Here is a 14503-nt window from a genome sequence, read left to right on the forward strand (position 1 = left end):
TGCGTTGGCGTCAGGGCTGACACTACAACAGCGCCAGCCCTGATACTCTGAGTACAGCAGCTTAGGAATTGAAGTCAAGCAGCAGATGCAACCTCACATTTCCTACACCCTGCGATCGCTAGACATACTGAATGTAGGGCTGACTGAGGTTGAGGCTGCCCACTCCTTGCACCACTGCAATCAGCTCATTCGGCTGATTGATGGCCTTCCTCAGGTAAATCCCCACCGCAGTGGGGCCAAACCCTAATGCGGTTACGCTACCCGTCACATATTGTTGTGCGGTTCCTCTTAGCCGAATCTTATCCAGTCCCGTTTGAAAATCGGAGATCCGGGCATAGTCATTATTGCCTGCGATCGCGTTGTTCCCGTTGTCATAATAAACGCGCGTTGCGTCACCGAGAACAAAGATATCAGCGCCAGCACCACCAATAAACACATCCAGTTCACCAGCACCGGGCAACGCAAAAGCAGGAGACGGTCTCACGCCCACCAACACATCGGCTCCATTTCCACCCACTAATGTATCGCTGCCCAAACTGCCCTGGAGGATATCGTTACCGTCACCGCCCTCTAGGCGATCGCGCCCATCCTCTCCCAACAACGTATCATTGCCAGCGCCGCCAAATAGAGAATCATTGCCCAACCCTCCATTCAGCAAATCCTGATCGCCTTCACCGTACAGGACGTCATTATCATTCGCACCTAGCAACGTATCATTGCCATTATTGCCGTAAAGAATGTCAATTCCAGCACCGCCATTCAATACGTCGTTGCCAGCACCGCCAAATAAGCGATCATTCCCGGCCAAGCCTACAAGCGTGTCATTGCCGCCCAATCCATTAATTGTGTCGTTACCAGCCCCACCAACTAAATTATTTGGCTGATCTGTTCCCACAATCGTTTGCGTCAGGGTCAGTTCGTACTGAGTCGAGCGATTAGAAAACAAAGGCTGAACCCGAATGAAATAAGTACCTGCTGGCAGTGGTTCAAAGTAGCTACCGCTAGCACCAGACGAGCCATTAATAATTTCACCGCTATCCACAAGGCCGTTAAAGTTGGCATCAAAAATTAGGTCTACATCCACAGACTCAGAGACACCTAAAAAGCCAACGGTGAGGTTGCTGTTTTGGTTGAGCGTAAACCTGTAAAAGTCCGCTCCATCCAAAACACCAACATAGTCCTTAAGGACACGGCTTCCAGAGAGCGCCCCCAGATTGAGAGCCTGATTGATCGTGTTGCCGGGTTGAGGCGCCACATTACCAGGACGAACAGTCGAGGTCAGCGTCAGTTCGTACTGAGTTGAGCGATTAGAAAACAAAGGCTGAACTCGGATGAAATAGGTACCTGTGGGCAGTGGCTCAAAGTAGCTGCCACTAGCGCCATTCGAGCCATCAATAATTTCACCGCTATCCACGAGACCGTTGGAGTTGGCATCAAAAATCAGGTCTACATCCAAAGACTCAGAGACCCCTAAAAAGCCAATCGTAACGTTGCTGTTTTGGTTAAGCGTGAACCTGTAAAAGTCCACCGTATCCAAAACGCCAACATAGTCCTTAAGGACACGAGTTCCGGAGAGGAGGCCCAAATTAAGAGCCTGATTGATGGTGTTGCCGGGCTGAGGCGCCACATTACCAGGGCGAACAGTCGAGGTCAGCGTCAGTTCGTACTGAGTTGAGCGATTGGAGAAAAAGGGCTGAACTCGGATGAAATAGGTGCCGGTTGGGAGTGGTTCAAAATAGCTGCCGCTAGCACCAGACGAGCCATCAATGATTTCACCACTATCCACGAGACCGTTGGAGTTGGCATCAAAAATTAGGTCTACATCCAAAGACTCGGATGCACCCAAAAAGCCAACGGTAAGATTGCTGTTTTGGTTGAGCGTAAACCTGTAAAAGTCCACCTCACCTAGGACGCCAACATAGTCCTTGAGGACGCGAGTTCCAGAAAGTGCCCCCAAATTGAAAGCCTGGTTGATGGTATTGCCGGGTTGAGGTGTCACATTACCAGGACGGGCAGTCGAGGTCAGGGTCAGTTCGTACTGAGTTGAGTTATTGGAGAAAAAGGGCTGAACTCGGATGAAATAGGTACCTGTGGGCAAAGGTTCAAAGTAGCTGCCACTAGTGCCAAATGAGCCATCAATAATTTCACCACTATCCACGAGACCATTGGAGTTGGCATCGAAAATTAGGTCTACATCCACAGATGCAGATGCACCTACAAAGCCAACGGTAAGGTCACTATTTTGGTTGAGTGTGAACGTGTAGAAGTCCACTCCATCGGTTGTTCCTACAAACCCTGACTGGGTATAGTTGCCAGAAAGGATACCGACTTGATTGGCTGTTGCAAGGGTGTTGTCGTTTGGTGAGGGCATAAGTTTGGGAGTAAGTTTTGAGAAGAGCGAAAGACACCTACGAACATGAATTTGAATCATTAGTTTTCAAATTCATGTCATGACTAAGAGATAGAAAAGGCGATTGATGTGAAATCCTGTGAGCCTACACAACATGTATTTCCAAAAAAATCCAATGTAAGATTCTTTTGCAATACCCAGCCTTTAAAGAAGCTGTTTCTCAAAGATTGGCTCAAAATGTGTTCGATAATCTCTTCGATTCAATTCCATTTCCGCTTTTTAAGGCTGAATAGCTTTCTGATCTCATGTGATTTCATCAATATGAAAAAACAAGACTATGAGAATTGCTGTGGCATTGCAGCAAACTAGACGCACAAGATTTGCGGGTTTATCTAAGCTATATCTCTCTTTTTTGCCATCAAGTATTTTTACTTAATTTAGCGATTTTTGGAGCTAAATTATTCTCTAGCTTCTCCAAATTTATACCATTGACTGTCGGGTTCAATCGAAAATTCCCTGAAAGAAATTTAGCTTTTGATTACAACTTGGCAGTAATTATGAATTTTCCGTGAACATTTACACCGAACACCGAAAGAGCAAAAGCATCCTTTTGGGAACTATTTGGAACATATAGATGTCAACTAAACGTCAACAAAAAGAAGCGGTTGTCTAAGTTTGTAATGCCCCGAGCAGCTTTTTCCGGAAGGAAAAAATCCTATTAGTAGAATGTTTAGGGAAAGAGTTCTAAAACTGGCAGGAGCATTCCCCCATGCAGGCCACTGAACGTGCTGTCGATTTGCGATCGCTTGGACATCAGTTAGAGACGTACCTCAGTAAGCGCCAAATCACGCTGGGGGTACGCTGCGCCCTCCAGGATGAGCGGCTCATTATTGTCGGGCACCATCGGGCCGATACTCCGTTGGAGCCGGTGCAAACGTTGCGGTTGCTTCAGCGCTTGGTCAAGGCATTGCATCCGGCGATCGCCCAGCGAGTGCAAATGTATTTGCGCAAGGCCGGGGAGCAAACGCCCTATGCACGATGCCACTTTGTCTTACAATCTCCCGAGTTGCGGTTGGTTCCCGGTACGGTTTCCCAGGATGAAACGGTGCGATCGCCAGCGAATCCTGCGGCTTCGCTGCGAGTGGTCGATGCTGTACCCCAGATGGGAAACCATCAGTCAACTCAAGAGCCCACATCCAATGGAGTGGATGTGGCAGATGCGGCCAGTAAGGGGCTGTGGAATGTTGCCGAGTGGGATGAAAAACTCACCATTATTGGCGGATTGAGCGTCATTGGGCTGGCGATGGGTGGCTATACGCTGGCTCAACCCTGCGTGCTAGGAGATACCTGCAGTGAGCTGCAAACGGCCACGGTGCTACAGCAAGAGTCGTCTCAGATTCTAAAAACAGCGGCGAGCCAGCAGGATTTGATCCAGGCTCAAGCTTACTTGCAGGGAGCGCTGGGGCTACTGGAAACGGTTCCTCAATGGTCGGGGCGATCGCCCGAAGCACGCCAGCTATCCACCGACCTTACCCAACAGCTTGAGCGCTTAAATGCGGCTTTATCAGCGGCCTCGCTCGCCCAAACGGCCTCCCAGCAAAGCCAGGTTCCCCTGTACGATGCAAGCAGTTGGGACCGAGTGTTGGGATTGTGGCAGCGGGCAATCCAGCAGCTAAAAACCATTCCCCAAGACAGCAATTTGTATCGCTTTGCCCAAACCAAACAGGCAGAGTACGAGCAACGTATGGCCCAGGTTCAGATGCAAATGCAACAGGAAACCGAGGGCCGCAAGTTACTGTCTATCGCTAAGCAAGAAATTCAGCTTGCCCAAGCCAAACACGCCCAAGCCAAAACCCCCGAGGACTGGCAGCTGACTCAGGTTGCGTGGCAGGTTGCCCTCAGCCGTTTGCAAAACATTCCTCAGCAAACGGTTGCAGGCATGGAGGCCCAGCGCTTGCTGGATGCGTACGGCAAAATTCCCAAGGATTTGGGCGATCGCCTCCAGGCCCAGGTTTCAGCCATGCAGTATGCGGCATCCAACCATTCCGCTCCGGGCAGTCAAGCAACTCAGGGTGGTCAGGCGGCTACGGTGAATCCCTACAGCAACGATATTGATGCAATGCTGTCTCACTTTTTGCCACCGCCACCGTCGATTCCTCAGTGAACGCTGAGAGCACGACAAAGCACAGGCTGTCGTATAGCAAAGCCATATGACAGCCTGTGGTGGAGACCCATTCAGTTGATGGTGCATTCCGTGATGGTGCGATCGCTATCACCCATGCTTCAACCCGTATTGCGCATTCCAGCGGCAATGCCATTAATCGTGAGCAGTGCGCCCCGCAGCAGCTCGCCTCGGCTGTAGCGCGAGCGAATTACCCCCGAAGCCGCCTGTGATTTGTGCTGGCGCAAGCGCTTCAGCAGCGACACCTGCAAAAAGCCAAGAGGAACAATAGTGCCATTGCGCAGCTGAACTGATTTTTGCAAGTCGGGATCGCCATCGAGCAACCGTTTGTGGCCAGCGATCGCCAACACCAATTCTCGAGTCAGGTGATACTCGCTGGCAATTTGCTCAAACAATCGTTGGAAGCGATCGCGATCCTCGGCATGACTGAGTTCATGCACATAGTACTTGGCGATCTGCAAATCCACCTTGGCCAAAGTCATCTCACACTTAGAGATCACCATCTTGAAGAAAGGCCACTTGTAGTAGAAATAGCGCAGCAGCTTCAGGTTCTCTTCGGGAGCTTCCGCCAAAAATTCATTCAGCGCCGTGCCAACCCCATACCAAGACGGCAGCAAAAACCGGGTCTGAGTCCAGCTAAATACCCAGGGAATGGCTCGCAGGCTGCCCAAATCTTTTTTGCCACCACGCCGCGCCGGACGAGAGCTAATTTGCAATTGGCTAATTTCTTCGATTGGCGTGACCTGATGGAAGAAATCAACAAAATCAGGCTGTTCGTAGATCAGCGCCCGGTAATGAGAGCGCGATCGCGACGCCAGTTCTTCCATAATTTGGTGCCAGGGCTGAATATCGTCAAACCCGTTGCGCAACAGACTCGCCTGTACCACCGCTGCCGTAATGGTTTCCAGGTTGTACAGGGCCAGTTCTGGCAAATTATATTTCGAGGCCAGCACCTCGCCTTGTTCCGTAATCTTAATTCGGCCATCAATACTGCGGCCCGGTTGCGCCAAGATAGCCTCATACGCGGGGCCACCACCGCGACCGACCGAGCCACCGCGACCATGGAAGATGCGGATGGCCACGCCATACTCCTCGGCAATCCGCTGCAAAGACTGCTGAGCTTTGTGAATTTCCCAGTTGCTACTCAAGAAACCAGAATCTTTGTTGCTGTCGGAATAGCCCAGCATGATCTCTTGGAGCGATCGCAGCTGAGTATCAGCAGGTACGTCATAGCCACCCGCTAAATAAGCCCGGTACAGCGGCAGTTCAAATAGCTCTCGCATCACCGCTGGAGCCCGCAGCAAATCTTCCACCGTTTCAAATAGCGGCACAACCGCCAAATCTCCCGTACCCTTGCTGGGATCGTAAAGACCCGCCTCTTTGGACAGCAGCAACACCGCCAGCAAGTCACTAACGTGATGGCTCATGCTAATCACATAGGTTTGGCAAATCTCTGGGCCAAACTCTTGGTGCAGCTTACGCACCATACGGAACGTCGCAATGATTTCGTTGGCTTTTTCTGAAAAGGGCAACTCAGTGGGGATCAGTGGCCGACGCGTCTTAAGCTCTTGTACAAGCCAAGCCGTACGCTCTGCCTCACTCATGTCGTTGTAAGGCTTGGGCAAAAGCTGTAAATACTCCACGATTTCGTGCAGCGTGTCGGAATGGCGCGAACTTTCCTGGCGAATGTCGAGATGGGCCAGGTTGAAGCCATAGATTTCCACCTGGCAGATCAGATTCTCCAGATCCCGACATTCCAGCCCGGTTTCCTTAAGGTTGCGGCGAATCAGCACCAGCTCATGCAAAAACTCCTTACCCGATGCATAGATCGTTGCCGGATTAATTTCTGGAATTTCGCTTTGGAAGCAGTCACCACTGTACAGTTTGAGGCTACGCTCCAGTGTATTTTCCAGCCGCTTTTGAATAAACGATAGCTTGAGGCGATACGGCTCCTGTCGATACCGAATCGAGAGCTGTTCGTACACCTCGGGCATTTGAGCCTGATCCTGCTCCAACGACTCCAGCAAATCGGGCAGCACATCGCTCCAGTGCAGCGACAGACTCAGCAAATCAATCAAATGCCGAACGGACTGAATGTACTTTTCGAGAACCAGGTTGCGCTGGTAGCAGGCCGTTTTCCAGGTAATGTCGGGCGTGACGGATGGGTTGCCATCGCGATCGGAACCGACCCAAGAGCCAAACTGACAAAAGTCGAATTTGGGCGGAGTGAGCCCTGGAAACGTGGTGTGCAATGCCTTACGAAAGCGCTGATAGAGCTGGGGAATGACATCAAACAACACCTCCTGGAAGTAGTGCAGGGTGTAGTCCACCTCGTCCAGCACGGTGGGCTTGAACTGGTGCAGTTCGTCGGTACGCCACCACAGGCGAATCTCTTCGGTCAACTGTTCGCGCAGCATTTCTGCTTCCCAGGAGGAAGAGAGTTCGGCTCCGCTCAGGCTTTCTTCGACGAGATCGAGTTGACGCAAAATTTTGGCAATGCGACGCTGCTTATCGCGGATGGTGTGGCGCACAATTTCGGTGGGGTGAGCCGTAAACACCAACCGGATATCGAGATTGTCGATGAGTTGCTGAATTTGCCGAGGAGGCACGTTGAGATAGTTCAGCTTGGGAAACAGCCCCTGGAATGTGCTGGCTTCGCGAGTGGACAAAGCCACATTGTTTTGCAGGCTGCGCTCCAAATAATCGGTATGCAGGCCGTTGCCCTCCTCCGACTCGGCGTTGTTGGCTGCTTGATGAATGGCCAAGTTGTCGTAGGAGGCGCGATATTGCTGCTGTTGGCCTCGCTGCTCGTAGTGTTGCTCGACGATGTTGATGAGCTGGAAGTACAGCGCAAAGGCACGCGCCGCCCGAATGGCATCGTTGAGGTCGAGATTTTCCACAAGCTTGAGAACACCATCGCCTCCTTCATCGGCGGCTTGGCCTTCGGGAGAAGACATGGCTCGAAGCTGACGCAGCAAATCTACAAGCTGCTGACCGCATTCTTGCTGCAACACCGATTCCCACAAGTCTTCCACGATTCGAAGGCGATGGCGCAGGAACAGATCGGTTGATGAGGCGGTGGTGAGATCTGGCTCTGCGGTGGATGAGGTTGTGGTGCTAGAGGGAAAGGTGTCGTCTGATGGGTGGAGGATCGAGCTCATGGTCTTCCCGGCAATTTTATTCGATAATTCTAGGGTTTTTTGGATACAACGCGTATGGCAAAAGCGCGGTTTGAATTCAAAAATAAAGCTTAAATTTTTTGATGTCGTTTGGGGAGATGCGTGGGAAACACGGTTTTGGTTGGAGAGATGCTGTTAACCATAGGTGTGGTGTGAATGTGAGCGAGGTGAATGTAAATGACAGCGAGGTGCAGTGAGTTGGACAGAAGAGAGGGTGTCTACAATTGATGGTATTGGGAAGCGCTGAAAACGAGTGCCTTTGAGTGTTTTTCTTTAAGTCCGCGGGACAAAAGTTTTCGTCTGAGGGACAGAAGAGCGATCACACCTGTTTGCGAAACGGCTGAAACAGTTTAACGGATTGCGTTTGGGGTTTGGGCGTTGTTAGGGAATCGGTAAACCACCACGACATGAGAATTGTTGCCTATTCATACATCGAACCGATGTTCGAATCTGTACCGAATGCTTCAGTGTGGGGTCAGACAGTGGATCGGGTCTATCAGGATTTGGGCGATCGCACCCAAATGCAGGCATTACTACAAGACTGCCGCACCAACCCACCAGCATACGTTTTAGTTCAGCAGCTTAGCGATTTGGGTGATACAGCCGAGGCCATGAGCGCTCATTTGGCAGAGTTAGAAGCCCTGGGTGTGAATTTGATTGTCCTGGATGAGCCGATTGAAGAATCGCCCAATGAGAACATTTCGCCTGTGCGGCGATCGCACCTGCTGCAATTCATCCACCAACTACAATACAACCAGCGCAGCCACCGCATTCGCAAGGGGCATGCTCAAAACCGAATCAAAGCGTTACCGCCCCCAGGCCGAGCGCCGTACGGCTATCGCCGAGGCAAAGATCGATATGTGGTCGATCGCACAACCGCACCTGTTGTGAAGGCGTTTTTTGAGCATTTTTTGCTGTATGGCTCACTCCGGGGCAGTGTACGGCATTTACAGCAGAAGTACAACAAGCGCATCTCCGTTTCGACGGGAAAGCGCTGGCTCACGAGCCCGGTGTATCGGGGAGATCTCGTCTATCAAACTGGGGATGTCGTGCCCGATACCCATGCCTCAATCCTATCGCGGCAGGAGGCTGCCCAAGTCGATCGGCTACTGCGCCGAAACCGCAAACTGCCGCCCCGCAGCGCCAGTGCGCCGCGATCGCTCGCCGGATTGGTGCAGTGTGGCACGTGCCAATCGGGCATGACCGTCACTCGCGTAACCGCACCTCGCCGCGAGCAGGAATATCTCTATCTGCGGCCGATGCAGTGTCCCAATCGCCCCAAGTGTGGCGCACTCCCCTATCACCAAATCCTGAACCGCATTATTGACCAAATTTGCGATGAACTGCCCCGTGCCGTCAACGGAGCAGACCTACCCGATATCGATCTGGTGAAACAAGCGTTGGAAAGGGAGATTGACACAAAACAGCACATCCTCACCCAGCTTCCCAATCTGGTAGATACGGGAGTACTGGACCAAGAAACAGCGGATTTGAGAGCTTACAAACTGCAAACTGAGACTGCTGCGCTCCAGGCGAAGCTGTCACAGTTACCACCAGTAAACTTGCAGGCGATCGCTCAAGTTGTCTCGCTCCAACAGTTTTGGCTTGACCTGTCAGAGTCGGAACGGCGGTTCTACTTTCGAGAGTTTATTCGGCAGATTCAATTCATCCGAGAGGGCGATCGCTGGGATATTCGGCTGGAATTTATCTTTTGACTGGCACGGCCAACCCTTGATTGCGAGCTGATGGCCTGGGAGCTGATTGAGAGGAGTTCATGCAGCCCTGATTTTAAGTGGCTGCACGAATCGATCGCGCTAGCCCGCTGCTTTACAACCAATAATCCACTGCCTCGCTAAAAGGCACCCAATAGCTCATCCAGCGCATCCAAAGCTTCGCAGCTTGGAGTTGCTTCGGGTTGGCGCACAGGGCGGGGTTGGCTCTTGGGCGGCGGCGCAGCTTCCGGTGGTGGGGCGATCGCCGACATCCCTGACATCTCAGGTTGGCGACCTGTCAAATACTCATCGGCATAGCGACGAAACACCGCTTCAACCGCCGCGCGCGCATTTTTCAAGCCCCATTCATGGGCGATCGCGCTAGCCTTTTCTAGCACATCAGGACTCAGTCTTACTTTGTTGTCATACATAGCTGCGTATCGCTCGACATCAAATACAACCCACGAACATTGGCAAACTGCGGATCACCCATGACGGTAAACAACCGATGGCCACCCAGTCGCTCTGAAATGAGATGAGTGCTGCCCCCCGTCACCAAAAATCGGGTCACCCTGGGCATATACGGCGTGTACTGAGCCCGCACCGTTTGAAAAATGCCCTTAAACCACTGCTCCAGATGCTCGTCCAGCCATTCCTCCCACGACAGCCCCGTATCCGCATAGCTGTGACCATGTCGGAAACCATCCATAATCAGGCTGGGGTCGGCAGTGGTTCCCAAAATCGTGCTGAGGCGTTTGTCAAAGCTAATGGAAACGGCGAGTTCATAGGCTCCACCACGATCCATCACATTTTCGTCAATCACCTCGCCATCCTCATCCACTAAGCGTGTGAGCCAGGTGCCGCCGCCAATATCCACCACAATGGTGTAGCCCGTACCAGGAATAAGGCCAAGCTGCTTGGCATAGCGGTACGCGCCCATGCCCTCGCGCTCCACTTCCACCTGCTCCACCATGACGCGGTAATCCAGGTCGTTGCGGCGAAACTCGTGCATACCGAGTAGCTGCTCCCGAATGGCGCTGGCATTGCGACCCGGATCTGGCGTGGAGGCATACACCTGAAGCACAAACTCGGTTTGACCATTCCACGGCTCCAGGCAGGCATAGAGGTGAATGCGCGATAGCTCCACTTTGTTTTCCACCACGGTTTGCTGCTGGCGGCGATATTTGTAGGCTTGTGCGCCAAAGTGGTAGCGGCTCCCATCCGGCAGTTCGATGAGGGGCGAGGCATCGGAATAGCTAACTGCATCGCGCCCTTGGGGTAGTTGGTACCGCACAGAGCGGATGGCTTTGGGATGCCCCACCCCATCAAAAAACTTGAGATCGTAGTTGCCTGCATCAAGGGCCAGGACGCGGGTTCCGGACGAATTCGGTTGGGCTTTACTCGAACGTCGGGCTCTGGTACCTATAGTCATAAGTGTCTCGTTGTAACCGTCTGGGCAAATCCGTCCCCAGTAGTACACGAGTACTATAACATTTTGACTGAAAAGAGAAAGGGGCGATCGCCTTCTTTGTCCTTGTTCATTGATTGGAGAACCCGCAAAAAGCCCCATTGCATCTCGCATTGGGGCTTTTTTAAAGAAGTTTAAAGTGGGTACCAATGAAGACAGATGGAGACGGGTGGAGACGGGTGGATGCAAATGGGGACATATGGCCCATCGTGTTCGCCCAATGACGAACCTGATTCGCTAAGGCGAGAGCCGCACCACGGCAACATTGCAGGATAGGTTCTATGGCAATTGGTCTAAACAGCAGAGTCGACAAATCGCTAGGGCAGAAATAGGCCCGCTTCGGTGCAAATGCCCTGGAGTGGGCGATCCCAAGGATCGTTGGGCAATTTTGGCACCCGAGCAAACTCAAACACAATGCCCACAGTTGGCTTCGAGCGCCACTCTGGTTTTGCCAACATGCGATCGTAAAAACCGCCGCCATAGCCCAACCGATAGCCCCGCACATCGCAGGCAACAGATGGCACCAAAATCAGATCCACATCCTGCGGACGAATGACAGGAGCAGAAGGATGCGGTTCGGGGATGCCGTATGCGCCCTTTTGCAAAGGAATGGAGCTGGAAGGCAACCACAGGTGCCATTCCAGGAATTTTTGGTCGATGCAGCGCGGAAATCCGAAGCGCTTACCCAATCGCCACAATCGCGTGAGGTCGGGCTCGTTGCGAAAGCTGAAGTACACCAAAATGGTGCGGGCTTGCTGAAAGGTGGGCCAGGTACGCAAATGCTCACAAATGCGATCGCTTTTTTCTTTCCATATCTCAGGATGGATAGCCTGCCGAGCTTTCAAGAGCGATCGCCGCAGGTCGGCTTTGGTGGGTTGAATTGAATTGGACTGAATATCCGTTGCGCTCACAAATCGTTGCTAAAAGTAGTGGTTGCCAAACGGGGGTGAATGGAAACAGTTGGCTTATATCAGGGTACAGAATGCCGACCCATTCGGCGCACATTCATGGGTGCTGGGTGCGGGCTTTGTTTCGTTGAGTTGGCCCCTTGCAATATCCCATCTAAAATTCAACGGCTTGCGTCAGTCCCGATTTAGTTCTGCGGGTATTGGTAGCCGAGCCATGCGAGTTCAACCAACGTTAGCTCGTACCAAAAGTTGCCTGCACCCTGCATCGCACTCAGGCGATCGCGGCAGCGTCCACTGCCCAGCAAGCCACAGGCCCAACTCAGCAATTCCTCTTGTGACAGAGAGCGACCGTCGGGGTCGTACCAAACGGAGCCGAACTTGGCGGTGCGCCCGTTGGGGTAGCTCCACGACGAGCCCGAGTTGGCAGATTGCCCGTTGGGGTAGTTGTAGCTGTTGCCAAAAGTGGCTGTTTGGCGATTGGGATAGCTCCACGACGAGCCCAATCGGGCCACCTGGCCATTGCTCCATTGGGGAATGCCGCGACTGTCGCCAAATCCCTGGCATACGGCCAACTGCCGACTGCTCACCTCATCGCTTAGTCGGCCAAAGGGGTCGGACATGTAGGCTAGCCGTGCCATCACAGTCAGCGTGGTGCAATCGCTGGTGTTCTGTGTGGGCAGGGCATCCGGGGGAAAAGGCAAGCTGCGCGGTTCATATCGGCGATCGCGATCGCGCCGAGGAATCGGCAGGTAGATATCAATATCAGGCCGAATGATAATTTGGCTGAGGTGCAGGGTGCGGGGTGTAGATGCCTCGGATGGAAGTGAAGCTGCAAGCGATGGTGAAACGGCAGCACTAATCTGAAGACTCATCACGAAGAACAGACCGACATTGCCACCCCATGCCAATCCATGCCGAAGTACCGTCAAACCATGCATCGCAGTATAAAAAGAAACATCCAAGTGTATATCCATGGACGAAATTCCATGGCCGGAGTTCCAAATGGCGGCGCGTTACCAGCTTCGGTTTTGCTTTGAGTACGGGTCGGGAGTATGTTTGTGGAGCGGCAATGAGACGGCAATCGCCCGTTTTGGCTATGCGGTAGAACCAACGGTTTTACCAATGCCGCTGGAATTGGTGGTGCGCATGGAAGAGTTGATTGCTTGGTACGATCGCCGTTTGGATTGGGACAACCCGCCAGCGATCGCGGCCGATTGGGATAAGGCAGAAGAAAAGCGCTTTCAACAAGCGGCAACCCATTTGCTAGAGAACGTGCGATCGCACTTAGGACGAACTTATGCGATCGCCGATGAGCGTTCAAAATTTGATTAATGCAAAAGTCATCGATTGGGTGAATGTTGCAAGTTTTTATCGGCTCAGCACGCCAACCGTCTGGAAATTTGGCCCAAAGCCGTTATTTCCATTGCGCTTTCACGGGTACTTAGGGAGATATGCCGTACGTGCCCCGAATCTTGGCCTGCTCTAAAACGGTTGGGGCCGGATCTCGTTCAACCGAAATGAGCCCCAGTGCCTTGAGATCAGCTTCCACCATGATTTGTACCAACTGCTCAAACGTAACCGAAGGAGCCCACCCCAGCTCTTTGCGAGCTTTGGAGGCATCGCCCATCAACACATCCACCTCGGCAGGACGCAGATAGCGCTGGTCAAAAACAACATAGTCTTGCCAGTTGAGATTGACATGCCCAAAAGCCAGCTCCAAAAACTCTTGCACAGAATGGGTTTCACCCGTTGCAACTACGTAATCATCGGCTTGGTCTTGCTGCAACATCAGCCACATGGCTTGCACATAGTCTTTGGCATAGCCCCAGTCGCGCTTGGCTTCCAGGTTGCCCATGTACAGCTTTTGCTGTTGACCCGCCACAATGCGGGCGATCGCGCGGGTAATTTTGCGGGTGACAAACGTTTCGCCCCGACGCGGCGACTCGTGGTTAAACAAAATGCCGTTACAGGCAAACAGTCCATAGGACTCGCGATAATTAACCGTTTGCCAATGGGCATACACCTTGGCACATGCATAGGGGCTGCGAGGATAAAACGGCGTCGTTTCTCGCTGGGGCACATCTTGCACCTTGCCGTACATTTCGGAGGAACCCGCCTGGTAAAACCGCACTTGATACCCTGTGCGGCGATCGTAATCTCGAATCGCTTCTAACAATCGCAGCGTGCCCATGCCCACCGTATCGACGGTATATTCAGGCGCATCAAAGCTCACCCGCACATGGGACTGGGCTCCCAGGTTATAGATTTCCTGCGGCTTTACCTCTTCAAGAATGCGGCGCAGCGTAGTGCCGTCGGTTAGGTCGCCATAGTGCAAAAATAAGCGCGCTTGCCCCTGATGTGGGTCAACGTAAATGTGGTCAATGCGGTCGGTATTAAAAGTAGAGGTGCGCCGGATGATGCCATGCACTTCGTAGCCTTTGTCCAATAGCAGCTCGCTCAAATACGAGCCGTCTTGCCCTGTAATTCCAGTAATTAACGCTCGTTTGTGATCTGGCATGTCCAATCCTTAGCGGGCCTGAACGGGGCAAATGCCTCAAGCTTTGGCTTCTAACCTGATGAGTCTATCACCCTGGCTAAGCGATCGCCCAAGCTAACCGTGTGACGCGCTACCGTGGGAATATAATCATTGATCCAAAATAGTGCTGGACTTAACGCTAAGTCCCAATCGTTGACTGAACAATTC

Annotated in this window: 10 protein-coding genes; 3 read left to right on the forward strand and 7 right to left on the reverse strand. The window is 52.4% G+C overall.

The window, feature by feature from the left end:
* Window positions 1–118: 118 nt before the first annotated feature.
* The gene (locus ACQ4M4_RS06450) at window positions 119–2371 is read right to left on the reverse strand and encodes a pre-peptidase C-terminal domain-containing protein (protein WP_430683655.1); all 2253 of its coding nucleotides are present in this window, start codon (window positions 2369–2371) and stop codon (window positions 119–121) included.
* Window positions 2372–3119: 748 nt separating this feature from the next.
* Here ACQ4M4_RS06450 and ACQ4M4_RS06455 point away from each other — a divergent pair.
* Entirely contained in the window at window positions 3120–4514 is a 1395-nt protein-coding gene (locus tag ACQ4M4_RS06455) for a hypothetical protein (RefSeq protein WP_430683656.1), read from the forward strand.
* 119 nt (window positions 4515–4633) lie between these two features.
* On the opposite strand, the gene ppc is transcribed toward ACQ4M4_RS06455, so the two are convergent.
* Window positions 4634–7693: a phosphoenolpyruvate carboxylase gene (ppc, locus tag ACQ4M4_RS06460; protein WP_430683657.1), complete on the reverse strand. Its 3060-nt coding sequence runs from the start codon at window positions 7691–7693 to the stop codon at window positions 4634–4636.
* A 458-nt stretch (window positions 7694–8151) separates the two neighbouring features.
* Between ppc and ACQ4M4_RS06465 the strand changes: the two genes are divergently transcribed.
* Entirely contained in the window at window positions 8152–9426 is a 1275-nt protein-coding gene (locus ACQ4M4_RS06465; protein ID WP_430683658.1) for a recombinase family protein, read from the forward strand.
* A 137-nt stretch (window positions 9427–9563) separates the two neighbouring features.
* Here the strand turns inward: ACQ4M4_RS06465 and ACQ4M4_RS06470 are convergent, their stop codons facing one another.
* The 4 genes from ACQ4M4_RS06470 to ACQ4M4_RS06485 form a co-directional block, all read right to left on the reverse strand.
* Window positions 9564–9854 carry a hypothetical protein gene (locus tag ACQ4M4_RS06470; RefSeq protein WP_430683659.1) on the reverse strand — a complete coding sequence of 97 codons (291 nt, stop codon included), beginning with the start codon at window positions 9852–9854 and terminating at the stop codon, window positions 9564–9566.
* Window positions 9836–10855: a ParM/StbA family protein gene (locus ACQ4M4_RS06475; protein WP_430683660.1), complete on the reverse strand. Its 1020-nt coding sequence runs from the start codon at window positions 10853–10855 to the stop codon at window positions 9836–9838. The genes ACQ4M4_RS06470 and ACQ4M4_RS06475 overlap by 19 nt, the downstream gene beginning before the upstream one ends.
* A gap of 353 nt (window positions 10856–11208) precedes the next feature.
* On the reverse strand, window positions 11209–11802 hold the full coding sequence (locus ACQ4M4_RS06480; protein WP_430683661.1) for a 5-formyltetrahydrofolate cyclo-ligase: 594 nt from the start codon (window positions 11800–11802) through the stop codon (window positions 11209–11211).
* A 182-nt stretch (window positions 11803–11984) separates the two neighbouring features.
* Window positions 11985–12773: a hypothetical protein gene (locus ACQ4M4_RS06485; RefSeq protein WP_430683662.1), complete on the reverse strand. Its 789-nt coding sequence runs from the start codon at window positions 12771–12773 to the stop codon at window positions 11985–11987.
* Between ACQ4M4_RS06485 and ACQ4M4_RS06490 the strand changes: the two genes are divergently transcribed.
* Window positions 12772–13131 (forward strand): hypothetical protein, encoded by a 360-nt coding sequence (locus ACQ4M4_RS06490; protein WP_430683663.1) that lies wholly within the window; start codon window positions 12772–12774, stop codon window positions 13129–13131. The two genes, ACQ4M4_RS06485 and ACQ4M4_RS06490, sit on opposite strands and share 2 nt — an antisense overlap.
* Window positions 13132–13240: 109 nt before the next feature.
* Here ACQ4M4_RS06490 and gmd read toward each other — a convergent pair whose 3' ends face one another.
* Window positions 13241–14317 carry a GDP-mannose 4,6-dehydratase gene (gene gmd / locus ACQ4M4_RS06495; RefSeq protein ID WP_430683664.1) on the reverse strand — a complete coding sequence of 359 codons (1077 nt, stop codon included), beginning with the start codon at window positions 14315–14317 and terminating at the stop codon, window positions 13241–13243.
* Window positions 14318–14503: the final 186 nt, after the last annotated feature.

The sequence above is a fragment of the Leptolyngbya sp. AN02str genome (assembly GCF_050565595.1).
Taxonomy (GTDB): domain Bacteria; phylum Cyanobacteriota; class Cyanobacteriia; order Elainellales; family Elainellaceae; genus Kaiparowitsia.

Excerpts from the sequence above, each read along its gene's own strand:
- ACQ4M4_RS06490 (WP_430683663.1), top strand. The coding sequence starts at position 12,772 with ATGGACGAAATTCCATGGCCGGAGTTCCAAATGGCGGCGCGTTACCAG.
- ACQ4M4_RS06485 (WP_430683662.1), bottom strand. The coding sequence starts at position 12,773 with ATGGATATACACTTGGATGTTTCTTTTTATACTGCGATGCATGGTTTG.
- ACQ4M4_RS06455 (WP_430683656.1), top strand. The coding sequence starts at position 3,120 with ATGCAGGCCACTGAACGTGCTGTCGATTTGCGATCGCTTGGACATCAG.
- gmd (WP_430683664.1), bottom strand. The coding sequence starts at position 14,317 with ATGCCAGATCACAAACGAGCGTTAATTACTGGAATTACAGGGCAAGAC.
- ACQ4M4_RS06465 (WP_430683658.1), top strand. The coding sequence starts at position 8,152 with ATGTTCGAATCTGTACCGAATGCTTCAGTGTGGGGTCAGACAGTGGAT.
- ACQ4M4_RS06450 (WP_430683655.1), bottom strand. The coding sequence starts at position 2,371 with ATGCCCTCACCAAACGACAACACCCTTGCAACAGCCAATCAAGTCGGT.
- ACQ4M4_RS06475 (WP_430683660.1), bottom strand. The coding sequence starts at position 10,855 with ATGACTATAGGTACCAGAGCCCGACGTTCGAGTAAAGCCCAACCGAAT.
- ppc (WP_430683657.1), bottom strand. The coding sequence starts at position 7,693 with ATGAGCTCGATCCTCCACCCATCAGACGACACCTTTCCCTCTAGCACC.
- ACQ4M4_RS06470 (WP_430683659.1), bottom strand. The coding sequence starts at position 9,854 with ATGTATGACAACAAAGTAAGACTGAGTCCTGATGTGCTAGAAAAGGCT.